This is a genomic window from Allobosea sp. OAE752, from assembly GCF_050433265.1.
GTDB lineage: Bacteria > Pseudomonadota > Alphaproteobacteria > Rhizobiales > Beijerinckiaceae > Allobosea > Allobosea spartocytisi.
Window position 1 is genome coordinate 71,052 of the sequence record NZ_JBNPXO010000005.1, and the last position, 18,803, is coordinate 89,854.

At 66.9% G+C, this 18,803-nt stretch carries 13 protein-coding genes; 5 read left to right on the top strand and 8 right to left on the bottom strand.

Translation table 11 applies throughout. From position 1 onward, the window contains the following. Positions 1-89: 89 nt before the first annotated feature. The gene (gene mfd, locus GGC47_RS14420; protein ID WP_142020925.1) at positions 90-3,638 is read right to left on the bottom strand and encodes a transcription-repair coupling factor; all 3,549 of its coding nucleotides are present in this window, start codon (positions 3,636-3,638) and stop codon (positions 90-92) included. Positions 3,639-3,798: 160 nt separating this feature from the next. Then, the gene (locus GGC47_RS14425) at positions 3,799-4,095 is read right to left on the bottom strand and encodes an FAD assembly factor SdhE (RefSeq protein ID WP_113252330.1); all 297 of its coding nucleotides are present in this window, start codon (positions 4,093-4,095) and stop codon (positions 3,799-3,801) included. Positions 4,096-4,267: 172 nt separating this feature from the next. On the opposite strand from GGC47_RS14425, the gene recG reads away from it, so the two are divergent. Together recG and GGC47_RS14435 are read left to right on the top strand one after the other, a co-directional pair. Continuing rightward, complete coding sequence (gene recG, locus GGC47_RS14430; RefSeq protein WP_142020924.1) at positions 4,268-6,367, top strand: ATP-dependent DNA helicase RecG; 2,100 nt, start codon at positions 4,268-4,270, stop codon at positions 6,365-6,367. 70 nt (positions 6,368-6,437) lie between these two features. Further along, the gene (locus GGC47_RS14435; protein WP_142020923.1) at positions 6,438-7,271 is read left to right on the top strand and encodes an AraC family transcriptional regulator; all 834 of its coding nucleotides are present in this window, start codon (positions 6,438-6,440) and stop codon (positions 7,269-7,271) included. On the opposite strand, the gene GGC47_RS14440 is transcribed toward GGC47_RS14435, so the two are convergent. Continuing rightward, positions 7,272-7,982: a DUF502 domain-containing protein gene (locus GGC47_RS14440; protein WP_081925617.1), complete on the bottom strand. Its 711-nt coding sequence runs from the start codon at positions 7,980-7,982 to the stop codon at positions 7,272-7,274. 189 nt (positions 7,983-8,171) lie between these two features. Between GGC47_RS14440 and GGC47_RS14445 the strand changes: the two genes are divergently transcribed. Further along, positions 8,172-8,558, top strand: a complete 387-nt coding sequence (locus GGC47_RS14445; protein WP_318652288.1) for a YbaN family protein — start codon at positions 8,172-8,174, stop codon at positions 8,556-8,558. A 17-nt stretch (positions 8,559-8,575) separates the two neighbouring features. Here the strand turns inward: GGC47_RS14445 and glmS are convergent, their stop codons facing one another. Further along, a complete protein-coding gene (glmS, locus tag GGC47_RS14450) occupies positions 8,576-10,402 on the bottom strand; it encodes a glutamine--fructose-6-phosphate transaminase (isomerizing) (protein WP_142020922.1) in 1,827 nt (608 codons plus the stop codon). A gap of 120 nt (positions 10,403-10,522) precedes the next feature. Beyond that, positions 10,523-11,890, bottom strand: coding sequence for a bifunctional UDP-N-acetylglucosamine diphosphorylase/glucosamine-1-phosphate N-acetyltransferase GlmU (glmU, locus tag GGC47_RS14455; protein WP_142021073.1), 1,368 nt, complete (start codon positions 11,888-11,890; stop codon positions 10,523-10,525). A gap of 298 nt (positions 11,891-12,188) precedes the next feature. Here glmU and GGC47_RS14460 point away from each other — a divergent pair, with 298 nt between their 5' ends. Together GGC47_RS14460 and mdoH are read left to right on the top strand one after the other, a co-directional pair. Continuing rightward, positions 12,189-13,748: an OpgD/OpgG family glucan biosynthesis protein gene (locus GGC47_RS14460; protein WP_113252336.1), complete on the top strand. Its 1,560-nt coding sequence runs from the start codon at positions 12,189-12,191 to the stop codon at positions 13,746-13,748. Beyond that, positions 13,736-15,922: a glucans biosynthesis glucosyltransferase MdoH gene (gene mdoH, locus GGC47_RS14465; RefSeq protein WP_429068435.1), complete on the top strand. Its 2,187-nt coding sequence runs from the start codon at positions 13,736-13,738 to the stop codon at positions 15,920-15,922. Before GGC47_RS14460 ends, mdoH begins: the two co-directional genes overlap by 13 nt. A gap of 115 nt (positions 15,923-16,037) precedes the next feature. Here mdoH and GGC47_RS14470 read toward each other — a convergent pair whose 3' ends face one another. The 3 genes from GGC47_RS14470 to GGC47_RS14480 form a co-directional block, all read right to left on the bottom strand. Next, complete coding sequence (locus GGC47_RS14470) at positions 16,038-16,919, bottom strand: VOC family protein (RefSeq protein WP_142020921.1); 882 nt, start codon at positions 16,917-16,919, stop codon at positions 16,038-16,040. Between the two features lie 74 nt (positions 16,920-16,993). Then, positions 16,994-18,163, bottom strand: coding sequence for a glutathionylspermidine synthase family protein (locus GGC47_RS14475; RefSeq protein ID WP_142020920.1), 1,170 nt, complete (start codon positions 18,161-18,163; stop codon positions 16,994-16,996). A 1-nt stretch (position 18,164) separates the two neighbouring features. Then, entirely contained in the window at positions 18,165-18,794 is a 630-nt protein-coding gene (locus GGC47_RS14480) for a DUF1190 domain-containing protein (protein WP_142020919.1), read from the bottom strand. Between the last annotated feature and the right edge of the window lie 9 nt (positions 18,795-18,803).

Here is an 18,803-nt window from a genome sequence, read left to right on the forward strand (position 1 = left end):
CACGGAACATGACTGGCGGCACTATCGACCGATGCACCGCTCTGGGTCAACCGCAGGCTGCCGGAACAGTCTGCGGTCCGGCCCCGATCTCAGGCTGCCTTCTTGCGTTCGGCGATGCGGGCGAGATCTGTGAGCAGGCGGCGCGTCGCCTTCAGCCGCTGCTCGACGCTGTCGAAATCGTCGATGAAGACGACACGCATGTCGGGGCGCACCTTCGCCAGCGTGCCGATCTTCGCGACATACGAAACCAGCCCTTCCGGATTGGCGAATTCGTTGTTGCGGAAGGCGACGATGATGCCCTTCGGCCCGGCCTCGACCTTCTCGACATTGGCGCGCTTGCAGAGCGCCTTGATCGCGACGATCTCCAGCAACTGGTTGACCTCCTCCGGCAGCGGGCCGAAGCGATCGACCAGTTCGGCGCCGAAGGATTGCAATTCGGCATCGTCGTCCATGGTCGAGAGGCGCTTGTAGAGCGTCAGCCGCAGCGTCAGGTCGGCGACATAGTGCTCGGGGATCATGACGGGCGCACCGACCTGGATCGCCGGCGACCATTGCGTCTCGGTCTCGAACTCGATGCCGGCCTTGAGCGCTGCCACGGCCTCCTCCAGCATCTGCTGGTAGAGCTCGTAGCCGACCTCCTTGATATGGCCGGACTGCTCGTCGCCGAGGAGATTGCCGGCGCCGCGAATGTCGAGGTCGTGGCTGGCGAGCTGGAAGCCGGCGCCGAGCGTATCGAGCGACTGCAGCACTTTCAGCCGCTTGTCGGCCTGCTCGGTGAGCTTGCGGTTGGCCGGGACGGTGAAGAGCGCATAGGCCCGCGTCTTCGAGCGACCGACGCGGCCCCTGAGCTGGTAGAGCTGGGCGAGGCCGAACATGTCGGCGCGATGCACGATCAGCGTATTCGCGGTCGGGATATCGAGGCCCGACTCGACGATCGTGGTCGAGAGCAGGATGTCGTACTGGCCGTCATAGAAGGCCGTCATCACGTCCTCCAACGTGCCCGCCGCCATCTGGCCATGGGCGATGCCGACCTTGGCCTCCGGCACCTGCTTGTCGAGGAAATCCTTGACCTCGGCGATGTCCTCGATGCGCGGCACGACATAGAAGGAGCGCCCTCCCCGGTAGCGCTCGCGCAGCAAGGCCTCCCGCACGATCAGCGGGTCGAAGGGCGTGACGAAGGTGCGCACGGCGAGACGATCGACCGGCGGCGTCGCGATGATCGAGAGCTCGCGCACGCCGGTCATGGCGAGCTGGAGCGTGCGCGGGATCGGCGTCGCCGAGAGCGTCAGCATATGCACCTCGGCGCGCAATTCCTTCAGCTTCTCCTTATGGGCGACGCCGAAATGCTGCTCCTCGTCGACGATGACGAGGCCGAGATCCTTGAAGTCGACGCCCTTGCCGAGCAGGGCATGGGTTCCGACGACGATGTCCATCGTGCCGTCTCTCGCGCCCTGCTTCACTGCCTTGAGATCGGCCGAGCCGACGAAGCGCGAGGCCTGCCCGACATTGACAGGTAAGCCGGCAAAACGATCCGCGAAGTTGCGGTAATGCTGACGCGCCAGCAGCGTCGTCGGCACCACGACCGCGACCTGCTTGCCGTTGAGCGCGGTCGCGAAAGCGGCCCGCAGTGCGACCTCGGTCTTGCCGAAGCCGACATCGCCGCAGACGAGCCGGTCCATCGGGCGCCCGGCCGCGAGATCGTCCAGCACCGCATCGATGGTGTTTTGCTGGTCTTCCGTCTCCTCAAAGGGGAAGCGGGCGACGAATTCGTCGTAGAGCCCATCCGGTGGCACGAGGCGCGGCGCGTCCTTGAGCGCGCGCGCCGCCGCGATCTGGATGAGCTTGCCCGCCATCTCGCGGATGCGCTGCTTGAGCTTGGCCTTGCGCGCCTGCCAACCGCCGCCGCCGAGCCGGTCGAGCTGGACCTCGGTGTCCTCGGAGCCGTAGCGGGACAGAAGCTCGATGTTTTCGACCGGCAAAAACAGCTTGGAATCGCCGGCGTAATGGATCTCCAGGCAATCATGGGGAGCGCCGGCGGCCGTGATCGACTGCAGGCCGATGAAGCGGCCGATGCCGTGATCGACATGGACGACGAGATCGCCCGGCACGAGCGACGACAGCTCCGCGATGAAATCCTGCGGTCGCTTGGTCTTGCGGCGTGGACGCACGAGGCGGTCGCCGAGAATGTCCTGCTCGCCGATGACGGCAAGGCGCCCGGCCTCGAAACCGCTCTCGAAACCCCAGACCGCGAGCGCGACCGTGCCGGGCTTGAGATCGAAGGCCGCGCGCAGCGAGCCGGTCATCTGGACGCTCTTCAGCCCGTGATCCTCGAGGACATGGGCCAGGCGCTCGCGCGACCCTTCCGACCAGGCGGCGAGGATGACGCGCTTGCCGTCGGCTTCCAGCGCGCGGACATGGGCGACGGCGGCCTCGAAGACACTGCCGGACTCGCCGGCGCGCTCGGCCGCGAAGCTGCGGCCCTGCTTGCCGCCGAGATCGAGGATGAGCTTGCCCTCGCTGTCCGGCAACTGAAAGGGCGTGAGTGTCGCGACGCCCGCGGCATCGACGATGCCGCGCCATTCGGCCGGCGAGAGATAGAGCGCATCGGGGAGCAGCGGCTTGTAGGGGATGCCGCCCGCCCCGCCCTGGTCGAGCGCAGCCTTGCGGGCGTCGTAATAGTCCTTGATCAGGCTGATGCGCTCGCCGACCGCGTCCTCGGCCTGATGGTCGAGTACGAGCGGGACGTCGGGCAGATAGGTGAAGAGCGTATCGAGCTTTTCGGCCAGCAGGGGCAGCCAGTGCTCCAGCCCGGCCGGACGGCGGCCTTCGCTGACGGCCTCATAGAGCGTGTCGTCGCGGCCGGGCGTGCCGAATGTGGAAATATAGGACTGGCGAAAGCGACGGATGCTCTCGCTCGTCATCTGCGCTTCGGACATCGGCACGAGGTCGAGTCCGCGCAATTGCCCGGTGGTGCGCTGCGTCTCCGGATCGAAGGTGCGGATCGATTCCAGCGTATCGCCGAAGAAATCGAGCCGGATCGGCGCCGGCATGCCCGGCGGGAACAGGTCGACGATGCCGCCGCGCACGGCGAATTCGCCGGTCTCGCGGACGGTCGAGGTGCGCAGATAGCCGTTGATGTCGAGCCAGCGCGCCAGCTCCTCGATATCGACCATGTTGCCCGGCGCCGCCGAGAAGCTCTCGGACGCGACCTTGCCGAAAGCCGGTACGCGCTGGAGCGCGGCGTTGACGGTTGTCAGCAGCAGGCGCGGCCGGTCACCCGACTTGGTCTTGGCCAGGCGTGAGAGCGTCGTCATCCGGTGCGCGACGATGGCCGGCGCCGGGGAAACACGGTCATAGGGCTGGCAGTCCCAGGCCGGGAAGCTCATCACCTCGAGATCGGGCGCGACGAATTGCAGCGCGTTCTCCAGCACCTGCAGGCGCTGGCCGTCGCGGGCGACGAAGACGAGCAGCGCTGCCCCCTCGGCCTTCTTCGCCCGGGCGCGGGTGAGATCGGCGAGGACGACGGCGTCGAATCCATCGGGCACGCCGGCGAGCGTCGGCTTGTCGCCGCGGTTCAGTGCGTCGAGCAGGCGGTCGAGCTGCGGCTTGGCAACCTGGCTGGGAGGAGGAATGCTCATTCGATCGTCGTTCGTCCAAAAATCTCAGGTCATCCCGGACAAGCCGCGAAGCGGCGCCGAGCCGGGATCCATGCCTCAATCTCTATCGGCAGCGTTCCGGAATGGATCCCGGGTCTATGCTTCGCTACGCCCGGGATGACGGCGCACACTTCATCGGTGCTCACACATGAATCGGCTTGTCGTGGTGGTGAAACGCCTTCAGCCGCCGGTACAGTTCCGTGTCGTAGTTTTCCGGCACGGCGATCTCGCCGGTGATCCAGCCGAGTAGGTCGCGATCCTGCACCTCGATCAGCCGCTCGAACTCGTCGAGCTCCGCCTCGCTGAAGCCGGCGATCGCCTCGTCGGCGAAGCGGCCCATGATCAGGTCCGTCTCGCGCATGCCGCGATGCCAGGCGCGGAACAGGATCTTGCGGCGGCGCGGGTCGAGATCGGCGCTGGAACGGGTCGAGCCGGACATGGGAACCTCGGCAAGAAAAGATCAGGTCCGAAAACCTGGGGGATGGCGCAATGACGAACGGGCCGGCCCCGTCGCGGAGCCTGCCTTAGCGCGTTATATAACGACCCAACCCGGCGAAGTCAGCGGCCAAGCGGCCGCGATCTTCGCGCTCCTGACATATCGCTGAGACGTCTTGCGCCCTTCGATCCTCGATCCGCTCTTCGCTTCCGCCACGACGCTCTCCGGCGTCGGGCCGAAGCTCGGCAAGGTTCTGGACCGCTTCCTCGGCGACGAGACAAGGCCTGCGCGCGTCATCGACCTCCTGTTCCATCTGCCGACCGGCGCGGTCGACCGCCGGCCGAGCCCTTCGATTGCCGAAGCCCCGATCGGCGATATCGCGACCTTTGCGGCCCGCGTCAGCGAGCACCGCCCTGCCCCGGCCGGCAAGAAGGCGCCCTATCGGATCATCGTCGAGGACGAGACCGGCGACGTCACGCTCGTCTTCTTCCACGCCGATTCACGCCATCTCGCCCAGACTCTGCCGGTTGGAGCCTACCGCATCATCTCGGGCAAGCTCGAACTCTGGGAAGGCATGCGCCAGATGGTCCATCCCGAGCGCATCCTCGATCCCAAGCTCGCTGCGACGCTGCCGGCCTTCGAGCCGGTCTATCCGCTGACGGAAGGTATCGGCGCGCGCGTCATGATGCGCATCGCGCAGGCGGCGGCCGAGCGCTGCCCCGACATGCCGGAATGGCAGGATTCCGGCTTCCTGGCCAAAAGCGATTTTCCCTCCTTCCATGCAGCGATTGAAGCCCTGCATCACCCTGTCGACCGCAAGGCCGCCGAGGGCGATACCGTCGCGCGTCGGCGCATCGGCTATGACGAATTGCTGGCGAGCCAGATCGCGCTCGCTTTGGTGCGCCGCCAGCAGAAGAAGATCGCCGGTCGCGCCACCACGGGCGATGGCGGCTTGCGCTTCCGCATCCAGTCCGCCCTGCCCTTCGAATTGACGGAGGGCCAGCGGAAGGCGATCGCGGATATCCATGGCGATATGGCGAAGCCCGAGCGGATGCTGCGGTTGCTGCAAGGCGATGTCGGTTCCGGCAAGACCGTGGTGGCATTGATGGCGATGGCTGCCGCCGCCGAAGCCGGCCGGCAATCGGTGCTGATGGCACCGACCGAGATCCTCGCTCGCCAGCATGCCGAGAGGCTGGCGCCGCTGGCGGAGCAAGCCGGGCTGAAGCTCGCCTTGCTGACCGGACGCGAGAAGGGCGCCGGCCGCCGGCAGGTGCTCGAAGGGCTGGCGGATGGCAGCATCGACATCGCCGTCGGCACCCACGCCTTGTTCCAGGAGGGCGTCGCCTTCCATGACCTCGCCTTGGCTGTCGTCGACGAGCAGCACCGCTTCGGCGTGCATCAGCGCCTGCTGCTCGGCTCCAAGGGCGAGGCGGTCGATGTGCTGGTGATGACCGCGACGCCGATCCCGCGCACGCTCTCGCTGACCTGGTTCGGCGACATGGACATCTCCATCCTGTCGGAGAAGCCGGCGGGCCGAAAGCCGATCGTCACCCGCGCCATCTCCTCGGAGCGTTACGACGAGGTCGTCGGCGCCATCGGCCGCGCCGTCGAGAACGGCCAGCAGGTCTACTGGGTCTGCCCGCTGGTGCAGGAATCCGACACGCTCGACGTTGCTGCCGCGCAGGAGCGCTATGAGGCGCTGCGCGAGATCTTCGGCGACAAGGTCGGGCTGCTGCACGGCCAGATGCCCGGCCGCGAGAAGGACGCCGCCATGGCTGCCTTCGTCGCCGGGCAGACCCGCATCCTCGTTTCGACCACAGTGATCGAGGTCGGCGTCGACGTGCCCAATGCCAGCGTGATGGTGATCGAGCATGCCGAGCGCTTCGGCCTCGCCCAGCTCCATCAATTGCGCGGGCGGATCGGGCGCGGCTCAGCCGCCTCGACCTGCCTGCTGCTCTACAAGGGGCCGCTCGGGCCGATCGCCGAGGCCAGGCTCACCATCATGCGCGAGACCGAGGACGGCTTCCGTATTGCGGAAGAGGATCTGCGCCTGCGCGGCGAAGGCGAGGTGCTCGGCACGAAGCAATCCGGCTCGCCCGACTGGCGCATCGCCCGGCCGGAAACGGATGGTGATCTGCTCGCGGCGGCGCGCGATGATGCACGCCTCCTGATCGAACGCGACCCGCATCTGGAGACGCCGCGCGGCCAGGCGATCCGGGTGCTGCTCTATCTGTTCGAGCGCGACGTCGCGATCCGTTTGCTCAGGGCCGGCTGAGCCCGGAGCAATCCCGATCAAGCGGGCCGGTTGCGCTCGCGTCAGTGTTCGGCCGCTTCGTGGAGGAACCATGGACCCGGTCAAGACAGCCATCTGGTGCATCGAGAGCCGCTTCGCCTCCGAGCTTTCGCTCGACGAGATCGCGGAGGTCAGCGGCGTCTCGCGCTTCCATCTCTGCCGTGCCTTCGGGGCGTCCACCGGGCGCTCCGTCATGCGCTATGTGCGCGAGCGGCGATTGACGGAAGCGGCGCGGCAACTGGCTGACGGCGCGCCCGATATCCTCTCGGTCGCGCTGAGCTGGGGCTATGGCTCGCACGAAGCCTTCACCCGCGCCTTCCGCGAGCAGTTCGGCATGACGCCGGAGGCCCTGCGCGCGAGGCGCGATCTCTCCATCATCCGTCTCTCGGAACCCCTTCCCATGCAGGCAGAAACATCCATCACGTTGCCCGAACCCCGGATCGAACAAGGCAAGCCCATGCTGATCGCCGGGCTCGGCGGCTCGTTCTCCGTCGGCAAGGTCGAAGGCATTCCTGCGCTTTGGCAGCGCTTCGCCCCGCATATCGGTCACGTTCCCGGCCAGCTCGGCTACACGACCTATGGCGTCAGCTATAATTGCGACGACAACGGCAATTTCGATTACATCGCCGGCGTCGCGGTTTCGGATTTCGACAATCTGCCGGCGGAATTCGCCCGCACCCGCGTCCCGGCCCAGACCTATGCGATCTTCGAGCACCGTGGCCATGTCACGGCGATCAAGCGGACCTATGAGGCGATCTGGCGCGACTGGCTGCCGAAATCCGGCCGCAAGCCCGCCGACGGCCCGACGCTGGAGCGCATGGACCAGCGTTTCGATCCGACGACAGGCAATGGCGTGCTGGAGATCTGGCTGGCGCTTCAGCCCTGATCAGACGATCGAGCCCGGCTGCGGCGCGAGCTTCGGCGCCGCCTCGCCCGGCTGGATCAGACCGGCCGACATGATGAGCTTGGCTCCGTCCTCGATCGAGATCGAGAGTTCCACGATCTCGCGGCGGGGCAGGTAGAAGAAGAAGCCTGTCGTCGGATTCGGCGTGCAGGGCAGGAAGACGCCGATCTGCTGGTCGCCATCCGGCAGGCGGTCGGCGATCTCGGGCGCCGCCTCCTGCGCGATGAAGACGATCGACCACATGCCCGGTTGCGGGAACTGCACCATGCCGACCTTGCGGAACGAGGTGCCCGACTGGGAGAAGATGGTCTCGAAGACCTGCTTGACCCCCTTGTAGAGGCCGCGAACCACCGGCATGCGGCCGAGGATCGATTCCCCGGCGCTGATCAGCGAGCGCCCGACGAGATTGGCGGTCAGGAAGCCGAGCAGCGTCAGCCCGACCAGCGCGATGACGAGGCCGAAGCCGGGAATCGGATACGGCAGATAGGTATCGGGCAGGTAGGAGTTCGGAATGAGCGGCTTCACCAGCCCGTCGATGAAGTTGATGAACCACCAGGTCACCGAAGCCGTGATGGCGAGCGGCGCCGCGATGACGAGCCCCGTCAGGAAATAGCGGCGCAGGCGCGTGCCCAGCGTCGGGCGCGTCAATTCGGTCGGCAGGACGAGGCGCGGATCAGGCGGGCCGGCGGTCATGGTCGCGTTCTTTGTCCTCTCGCATTTTCGTCACGCGAACCGGCATCCACTTCGCTTGAAAATGCTGTGGCAACGATGCGCTCTCCGGTCGCCTTGCCGGCACCGGTCGGTGCCGCGATATGACATGATAGGCGAGACGGCGGCATCCGCCAGTACCTGCCCTTCCGGCCGCAAGCAAGGATCGAGCCCGTGCCGAACGACAATCAGCCGCCACGCCGCCTGACGCGGCCCGTGCTGATCGTCGCAGGCTGGCTCTTCACGGTGCTCGGCGCGATCGGGCTGGTCTTGCCTGTCATGCCCGGAACCGTCTTCCTGATCCTGGCGGCCTGGTGCTTCTCGCGCTCATCGCCGCGCTTCGAGGCCTGGCTCACCGGGCATCCGAAGCTCGGGCCGCATGTGCTGCGCTGGCGCGAGACGGGAGCCATCGCGCGGCGGGCGAAACTCCTCGCCTGCGGCTCGATGGCGGCGAGCTTCCTGCTGCTGACGCTGACCTCGGCGCCGCCGATCGCGCTGGCGACGACGGCGCTCTGCCTGATCGCCTCCGGCGCCTATGTGGCGAGCCGGCCGGAGCGCTGAGCGCCCCGGCCGCACCCTCACTCCACCGTGACGGATTTCGCCAGATTGCGCGGCTGGTCGACGTCCTTGCCCATGAAAACCGCCGTCTGATAGGCGATCATCTGGATCGGCAGGGCGTAGACGATCGGCGCGAAGGTGGGGTCCATATCCGGCATCACGATCGTCGCCTCGGGCTCGATGCCGCATTCGGCGGCGCCCTTGGCATCGGTGATCAGGATGATGCGCCCGCCGCGCGCCGCGACCTCCTGCATGTTGGAGGCTGTCTTCTCGAAGAGCGCATCGTGAGGCGCGACGACGATGACCGGCATATCCTCGTCGATCAGCGCGATCGGCCCGTGCTTGAGCTCGCCCGCCGCGTAACCTTCGGCGTGGATGTAGCTGATTTCCTTCAGCTTCAGCGCGCCTTCGAGCGCCAGCGGGAAGCTGGTGCCGCGGCCGAGATAGAGCACGTCCTTGGCCTTGGAGAGCTCGCGGGCGAGCTTTTCGATCTCGGGCTCCAGCTCCAGCGCCTTGGCGATCAGGCCGGGCAGCGCGATCAGGTGCTGCACATGGACAGCTTCCTCTTCGGCCGAGAGCGTGCCGCGGGCCCGCGCTGCAGCGAGCGCGAGCGAGGCGAAAACCGCAAGCTGGCAGACGAATGCCTTGGTCGAGGCGACGCCGATCTCGGGGCCGGCGAGCGTTTGCGCGACCGCGTCGCTTTCGCGCGCGATGGTCGAGGTCGGAACGTTGACGACCGAGAGAATGGCCTGCCCGTTCTGGCGGGCGTAGCGCAGCCCGGCGAGCGTATCTGCGGTTTCGCCGGACTGCGAGATGAACAGCGCCAGGCCCTGCTCCGGCAGCGGCGCCTCGCGGTAGCGGAATTCCGAGGCGACATCGATCTCGACCGGCAGGCGTGCCAGCTTCTCGAACCAGTATTTCGCAATGAGGCCGGCATAATAGGAGGTGCCGCAGGCGCTGATCGTCAGTCGCGAGAGGCCCTTCCAGTCGATCTTGTCGCCGAAGGGCAGACGCACCTTGCCGGCAACCATGTCGAGATACTGCGTCAGCGTGTGGCCGACGACCTCCGGCTGCTCGTAGATCTCCTTGGCCATGAAATGGCGGTGATTGCCCTTCTCGACCAGGAAGGCGCCGGCGGCGACGCGCTGGGCGCGGCGTTCCACCTGCGTGTTGCTCTTGTCGTAGAAGGTCGCGCCACGGCGGTGGAGCACGACCCAGTCGCCCTCTTCCAGATAGGCGATGAGGTTGGTGAAGGGCGCGAGCGCCAGCGCATCCGAACCGAGATACATCTCGCCATCGCCGATGCCGACCGCCAGTGGCGAGCCCTTGCGGGCGCCGATCAGCAGGTCTTCCTCGCCCTGGAACAGGAAGGCGAGCGCGAAAGCGCCATGCAGAAGCGGGAGGCTCGCAGCCACCGCATCAGACGGAGACTTGCCGCGATCAAGCTCGCGGGTGACGAGATGCGCGACGATTTCGCTGTCGGTCTCCGTCTCGAAGACATAGCCATCGGCCTGGAGCTCGGCGCGTAATTCGCGGAAATTCTCGATGATGCCGTTATGGACCACCGCGAGCTTCGACGTCGCGTGTGGGTGGGCGTTGACCTCGTTGGGCTTGCCGTGGGTCGCCCAGCGGGTGTGGCCGATGCCGACCAAGCCTTCGAGCGGCTCGTTCGACAGGCGAATCTCGAGATTCTTGAGCTTGCCCTCGGCGCGTCGGCGGGTGAGCTGGCCGCCCTCGAGCGTCGCGACGCCCGCTGAATCGTAGCCGCGATACTCCAGCCGCCTGAGCGCTTCGACGACCTGCGTCGCCACTGCTTCCTTGCCCAGAATCCCGACGATGCCGCACATGGGCGATCCCCTTCAGCCATTGCTATAGGCAAAGCGCATAGCCGCGAAACGCGCGCGGACCCAATCACTATGCATGACGAACTGTGAACGGCGACTTGCCGCTTTGACGCGATTCGCGACCTATTCCGCCGCTTTCTTGGCCGCTTTGCGGGCGAGCGACGCTTCCCGGAACCTCTTGGCCCAGCCAGCCTTCTCCACTTGCTGGCCGCGGCCGATGGCGAGCGCATCCGGAGCCACATCATTGGTAATGACCGAGCCGGAGCCGACATAGGCGCCGTCGCCGATCGTGACGGGCGCGACGAGCGCGGAATTGGAGCCGATGAAGGCGCCGGCGCCGATCGTCGTCCGGGACTTGAGGAAGCCGTCATAGTTGCAGGTGATCGTGCCGGCGCCGATATTCGCTGCCGCGCCGACCGAAGCATCGCCGATATAGGTCAGATGGTTGACCTTGGCCCCGACGCCGATCTCGGCGGCCTTGATCTCCACGAAATTGCCGGCCTTGGCCTTTTCCGCGAGCTTCGTGCCGGGACGCAGGCGGGCGAAGGGGCCGACCATGGCGGCGGGCCCGATCTCGGCGCCCTCGAAATGCGAGAAGGCATGGATCACGGCGCCGTCAGCGATGCTGACTCCGGGGCCGAAGAAGCAGTTGGGCTCGATCAGGACATCGCGGCCGACTTGCGTGTCGAAGCTGAAGAAGACGGTTTCGGGCGCGATCAGCGTCGCTCCCTCCGCCATCACGGCAAGGCGCTTGCGCCGCTGGAATTCGGCTTCGGCGACAGCGAGTTGAGCGCGGTCGTTGACGCCGTGGACCTCGCTCTCCGGCGCGCGCAACACGGTGGCGGAAAGCCCGCGCGAACGGGCGACCGCGACGGCATCGGTCAGGTAGAACTCGCCTTGGGCGTTGTCGTCGCCGATCGCTTCGAGAATCTCCAGCGCGCGGGCGCCTGACAATGCCATCAGCCCGGCGTTGCAGAGCGTGATCGCGCGCTGCTGCTCCGTCGCGTCCTTGTGCTCGACGATGGCCTCGAGCTCACCATTCCGCTCAATGAGCCGGCCATAGCCGGTCGGATCCTGCGCCTCGAAGCCGAGCACGACGACGGCCGCGCCCGCGGCCAGGCCGGCGCGCAGCGCGGCGAAGGTCTCGGGCAGCACCAGGGGCGTATCGCCGAAAGCGACGATGACGTCGTCATAGCCGCGGCGCAGGCTCTCGCGTGCCGCCAGAACGGCATGGGCGGTGCCGCGCCGCTCCTGCTGGATCACGAGCTCGGCCGTCGGGAACCAATGCTGGGCTTCGCGCCCGACCTCCGACCGGTCCGGCCCGATCACGACCACGGCCGCCTCGGCGCCGGCTTCGGCGACCGCCGAGAGGGCATGCCCGAGCAGCGACCGTCCGCCGACCTCGTGCAGCACTTTCGGGCGCTGCGATTTCATGCGCGTTCCCTCGCCGGCTGCCAGAACAATGGCGAGACAGGACCGGGTGGGCTGCATTTCGGTCATGTTTCTCGTTTCCTGTCTGTGCGAGCCGCGATATCCGCGGTCGTTTCATCGCATGATGGCATTGCAGGCCGCGTGGATAGCCGATCCAGACAGCATTTGCCAAAGTCATCGCACGATAAAAAGGGGCCATTCTCATGACCAACGGCACATAGCCCGCCGACCGACCGGCAACCGCATCCGTCAAAAGCATGGCCGGCGAGATTTTTCCGCTCGCCACCGCTTTTCACCGGCCTTGGAAATGCTCTAGAAGCGCGGAGGACGAGGGCGTCGTCCGCGTAGTTTGGACCACATGGCGAAGTCATTGAATCGCAGGCAATTTCTGGAAGCCGCCGCTGGCGGCGTAGCGCTGGCGTCGCTGGCTGCTTCCGCGTCCGCCCAAACTCCGACAGGCGCCGCAGCCTTCAACATTCCCAGCCTCGCCGACGGGCAGCGCTTCGACCCTTCGCTGGTCGTCGATGCCGCGCGCATGCTGGCGCAAAAACCGCTAATACCGCTCACGGCGACGGATCTGCCCGAGGGCTACGCCACGCTGCCCTTCGACCAGTATTCCGGCATCCGGATGCAGCCCGCTGCCGCGATCTGGGCCGGCGAGAATCGCGGCTTCACCGTCGAGCCCCTGCATCGCGGCTACGTCTTCGCGAACCCGGTCAGCCTTTTCACCGTCGAGGACGACATGGTGCGCCGGGTCGCCTTCGACCGGAGCAAGTTCGACTATGGGCGGGTCGCCCCACCCCCGGACAATGCCGATCTGCAGTTTTCCGGCATGCGAATCTCGGCGGGGCTGGAGCGCCCCTTCGAGGTCGCGAGCTTCCAGGGCGCCACCTTCTTCCGCGCCCTCGCCCGCGGGCAGAATTTCGGCGCGATGGCGCGCGCCCTGATCCTGCGGCCCGGCGAGCAGCGCGGCGAGGAAATCCCCTTCTTCCGCGCCTTCTGGATCGAACGACCGAACCCCGCCACCGCCGCGCTGGTCATTCACGGCCTGCTCGATTCGGAGAGCGTCAGCGGCGCGGTGCGGATGACCCTGCGGCCCGGCGACGTCACCTTCATGGATGTCGAGATGACGCTGTTCGCGCGTCAGGCGCTCGACCATGTCGGCTTCGGCTGCGCGACCGGCATTTTCCTCTCCGGCCCGCAGAGCCGGCGAACCTTCGACGACATCCGCCCGGCGATCTACGAGGTTTCGGGCGTACAGATGCAGTCGGGCTCGGGCGAGTGGATCTACCGGCCGCTCAACAACCCGGCCAATCTCCAGGTTTCCTCCTTCGTCGACCAGAATCCCAAGGGCTTCGGGCTGATGCAGCGCGAGCGCGACGCGGCCGCCTTCCAGGACGATGATCAGCGCTTCGAGCTGAGGCCCAGCGTCTGGATGGAGCCGCTCGGCGACTGGGGCGCGGGTTCGATCCAGCTCATCGAGATTCCTAGCGATTCCGAGGCGAACAGAAACATCATCATGTACTGGCGGCCGAAGCAGCCATTGGCCGCCGGCAGCGAAGTCTCGATGAGCTATCGGCAGGCCTGGTGCTGGCAACCGCCGGATCGCCCGGACCTCGCCGTCGTAACCCGGATGAGACAGGGCAAAGGCTCGCAAGGCCGCCGCCGCCGCTTCCTGCTCGAGTTCACCGGGGGCAAGCTGGGGGATGCCGCAACCGTAGCCGCGATCCGCGCCGCGGTCTCGACCGCTCCGGGCTCGATCCAGAACATCCGCCTCTGGCCTTATCCCGAACGCAAGCAGATGCGCGTCGGCTTCGAGGTCGACCCCGGCAACGACAATCTCTGCGAGCTGCGGCTCGTCCTGCAAGCAGGCGGTCAGGCCGTCTCTGAAACCTGGTTGGACCGATGGACGTGGTAGCCGCGCCCCGCCCCAGCGCCGCGGGCACCGACATGCGCGCACTCGTCTCGCGCGAGCCGGCGACGCCGCCGGAGAGCCGCCTCGTCATGCCCGTGCAGTCCTTCCGGAGCTGGAAGGCGTCGGACCGCCGCGAGCCGGCCGCTCCGCGCGACTGGAAGACGCCGTGGCTGAAGCGCCTCTTCGTCTTCGGCGGCGGGCTGGCGCTCACGGCCTATGGCGCCTGGGAAATGTACCATGTCGTGTCGGTCAGCCGCACGACCTCGCTGCAGTACGTCCTGCTCCTGCTGTTCACGATCAATTTCTCGTGGATCGCGCTGGCCTTCACCAGCGCGCTCCTCGGTTTCTTCGGCGTGCTGTTCGGCGTCGGGCGGGCGGAGCGGGCCGAAAGCCTGAAGCATCGCACCGTCGTGGTGATGCCGATCTACAACGAGTCCTCGGCACGGACCTTCGCCGCGGTCGCCGCGATCCGCGAATCCGTCGAGGCGACCGGGCTCGGCGAGCATTTCGATTATTTCATCGTCTCCGACACGACCAATCCCGACATCTGGGTCTCCGAGGAACGCGCCTTCCTGGCTTTGCGCGAGCGGCTCGGCCCGAATTCGCGGGTCTATTACCGCCACCGGCCTAAGAACCATCACCGCAAGGCCGGCAACATCGCCGATTTCGTGACGCGCTGGGGCGGGCATTACGAGCAGATGATCGTCCTCGATGCCGACAGCCTGATGACCGGCAGCTGCATCGTGCGCCTCGCCGCCGCGATGGAAAACGATCCCGACGCCGGTATCATCCAGTCGCTGCCGCTGATCATCAACCGCAACACCTTCTTCGCGCGGCTCCAGCAGTTCGCGGCGCGGGTCTACGGCCCGGTCATCGCCACCGGGCTCGCCATGTGGTCGGGCCGCGACGGCAATTACTGGGGCCACAACGCCATCATCAGGACGCGCGCCTTCGCCGAGCATTGCGGCCTGCCGGATCTGAAGGGCAAGCCGCCCTTCGGCGGCCATGTGCTCAGCCACGATTTCGTCGAGGCGGCGCTGATCCGTCGCGCCGGCTGGTCGGTCTACATGCTGCCGGACCTGACGGGCTCCTATGAGGAAAGCCCGCCCTCGCTGATCGACATCTCCGTGCGCGACCGGCGCTGGTGCCAGGGCAATCTCCAGCATTCGCGCATCATCGGCGCGAAGGGCTTCGTCCTGCCGACGCGGCAGCATTTCGCCACCGGCATCATGGGCTATCTCGCCTCGCCCTTCTGGCTGATGCAGCTCGTCGTCGGTATCCTGATCGTGCTGCAGGTCAACTACGCGCGGCCCGAGTACTTCACGCAGGAATTCACGCTCTTCCCGGTCTGGCCGCGGTTCGACCCCGAGCGCGCCTTGCGGCTGTTCGCGCTGACCATGGCGATCCTGCTGGCGCCGAAGCTGTTCGGCCTCCTGCTGACGCTGTTCAACAACAAGCTGCGCCGGGCCGGCGGCGGCGCCATCCGGCTGATCCTGTCCTCGCTGATCGAGGTGCTGTTCTCGGCCTTCTTCGCGCCGATCATGATGCTGATCCAGTCCGGTTCGGTCTTCCAGATACTGCTCGGGCGCGACACCGGCTGGAATCCGCAGCGTCGCGACGACGGCTCGATCCCGCTCAACGACATCATCCGCCGGCATCGAACCCATACGGTTCTCGGCGTGGTGACGGGCCTCTCGGCCTTCATGATCGCGACTGCGCTCTTTGCCTGGATGTCGCCGACGATCGTCGGTCTCGTTCTGGCGATCCCGCTGTCATGGGCCTCGGGCCAGCTCGGCATCGGACTCTGGCTGAAGCGCCGCGGGCTCCTGCTGACGCCGGAGGAAGGCGATCCGCCATCGGTCGCCCTTCGCGCCAATGAATTGCAGACCGAGTTCGCCCAGGCCGGCTTCGACGATGCCGACGGGCTGAAAGCGATCCATGCCGATCCCGAGCTTCGGCATGCGCATGAGCTGATGCTGCCCGACAGCCATCCGCGCCGGCGCGGCGAGATCGACCCCGAGCGCGCGGTGGCGCAGGCCAAGCTCGTCGATGCGGAGACGGTCGATGACGCCGTGATCTGGCTGAAGCCCAAGGAGCGCATGGTCGTGCTGCATGACCGCGCGCTGATCGGCCTGCTCGCATCGCTGCCGGCGGAACGCTCCGAGAACGCGGCCTGAGAGGTCGGCACGGCACCCCCTTCAACCCTCATCCTAAGGAGCGGCGTCAGCGACGTCTTGAAGGACGAGGGCTGAGGGATTTCAGCCGGAAAGTCGTGGCTCTCCGTTGAGCCGTTCAGACCGGCTCGAAGGCGACCATGCAGCCCATGGCGTCTTCCGCCTGCACGAAGAGCCGCTCCTCGTTCTGGATGAACGGAATTTCCGCAGCCGTCAGCCGCTCCGCCACCGCGTCCAGATCCGGCACCGCGACGCAGAAGCCGAGAAAGCGCGCCGGCGTCGTGTCGGGCTCGACCTGATAGGCGCCTTGCGCGGTTTCGGGATCGAGCACGTCGAGGCGCCCGCGCGGCAGCGCCAGCACGTAATCCTCGTTGCCTTCGAGCACCTCGGCCCCGCCGCTGAAAGCGGTGAGGAAGGCGCGGTGCGCCGCCGGGTCCTCGGCCAGCATCACCGCGGACGACAACGCCGTGGCGCCGTTCGGATGCTGCTGGAAGGCCGGGTTCCAGAAATTCTGCGGCTCGAGCTGCCGGCAGACGAAGAATCCGCATTCCGGCGCCTTCGGATCGGCAGCGAAGGCGAGTTCGAAAGCGACCCTGACCGTCGAACCGTCCGGCCGCTTGCCTTGCCGCTCGAAGAAGAAGGGTTCGTAATCACCGATTCCGCCGGCCTTGAAGGCGGCGGCGTCGGCCTTGGCGTCCGTGCTTTCCAGCACCAGCATCGAGAGGCCCTCGCCCTGCCCCGCAAGGGCGTCACGCACGAAGGCGCCGAACGAGAAGGTCCGCTCACCGGCTGGCGGGATCGCGCCCGCATCGGCGATCGTCACCAGTTCGAGGAAGGAGCCGGGGAACTGGACGATCCGATTCTCGGTGCCCCAGGGGTGGCGATTGCGCGCACCGACCCTGAAACCGAGCTTTTCGTAGAAGGCTCCCGCCGCGTCGAGATCGCGGACGCCGATGACGAGATGGTCGAGGCCGCGAGGCGTGGAGGCTGATGCAGGCATGGCAGACTCTTTCGGCAGGCTTATCGGGCCGGAAGGCTAGCAATTCTTCACGGCGCGGTCATGTCGCGTCGCGGTCACGGCTCGATATAGTGCGGCAGGAAGCGCGAGGTGTTCTTCGTGATGGGCGAGGTATCCTCGCGGACGCAAAGCCCGCAGGCCTGCGAGGCGACGAGCCAGGAGCCCAGCACCGCGTAATTGCCGCCGGCCGAGAAGAGATTGGTCGCGGCATCCTGCAGGACATAGCCTTCCGCGCCATAGGGGCCATCATCGCTGTCGAGGACGCGGTCGCGCTCCATCAGCGTGACATTGGCGCCCTCGCGCGAATAGAGCGGCTTGCGGACGCGGCGGGCCGACAGCGTCGCGCAGCGCGGGTCGCCCTCGAAGAAGGCCGGCAGCAGGTTGGGATGGCCGGGCTCCATCTCCCAGAGGCAGGCGAGCAGGCCCTTGTTGGAGAGCAGCGCCTTCCAGGGCGGCTCGATGAACTGGCAGCGCGAGCCGGCCAGCGCCTCGCCATAGCGCTCGCGGAACAGCCATTCCCAGGGATAGAGCTTGAACAGGGTCTCGATCGGCTGGTTGGCGCCGTCGCAGAAGCGCCCGTCCGTGAGCAGGCCGATCTCCTCGATATAAGTGAAACGCGCATCGAGGCCGGCCTGAACGGCGCAATCCGTCAGATAGTCGACCGTGCCCTTGTCCTCGGCACTGCCCTCGACGCAGGTGAGATGCAGGCGATAGGGCGACGGCGTGCGCAGGCCGGCGAAGGCCGCGATCAGCCGCTCGTGCAGGGAGTTGAACTGGTCGCTGCCTGGGGGAAGCGCGCCACGCGCCATCGCCTGCTCGAGCCAGTCCCACTGGACGACGCTCGATTCGAACAGGGCGGTTGGCGTATCGGCGTTGTATTCCAGCAGCTTGGCCGGCCCATGCCCGTCATAGGCGAGGTCGAGCCGGCCATAGAGATTGCGCTCGCCGCTCTGCCAGCTCCGCCGGATATAGTCCCAATGCGCGGCTGGGATGGCGAGGCTGGTCAGGATCTCCTCGCTGGCGAGTGCCTTCTCGATGAAGGCGAAGCAGAGCTCCTCGATCGCCTCGGTCGGCGCCTCGATGTCGCGCTCGATCTCCTCCAGCGTGAAGGCGAACGCAGCGCTCTCGTCCCAATAGGTCTCGCCGTCGATGGTGTGGAAGGCGAAGCCCAGCCGCTCGACCTGCGCGGCCCAGTCGGGACGGGGCGGAAGCGTGACGCGGCGCATCTCAGGACGAGGAATGCGAGGAGAAGGAACGGGCGATGGAGCCGAAGCCGCCCCGCGACGAGACGCTGGTCGTCGTGCTCACGCCGCGCGTGCTCGTCGGCGACACCGCGACGCTGCCGCCGGTCGTCGTCGAATAGGCGCGCGAGCGGCTGCTGCTCGAGGAGCTGCTGCTGCCATAGGAGCCGCCGCCGCCGGATGACGAGGAAGAGGAGCCGGCGGCACGCGCCTGCTGGCATTCCGGCTGGGCGGAGCCCGGCGGGCAAGCGGCGGTTGTCGGCGGCAGCAGGGGCTGCGCCTGCGAACCGGCCAGGCCCCGCGCCAGCATGAAGCCCGCGAGCGCCGGGACAAAATACTGGGCGCCGCCGATGCTGGCGCTGGAACAGCCATTGGCGCCGTACTGCGCCTCGCATTCGTTCTGGTTGTTGAACTTCGGCGCATCCTTGAGGCGTGCGGCGGTCGCCTCGGAGAAGGCGGTCTCACATTGTTGCGCGCTGAGCTGCCCGCCGGCGCGGCAATCGCTCAGGCTGTTATAGACGAGGCTTTCCTGGGTTTCCTCGCTGGAGCGTGGCCAGAACGAGGCGACGAGCACGACCCCGACCGCGGCCAGCCCGATCTGTGTCGAGCGCTTCATGGCATGCCC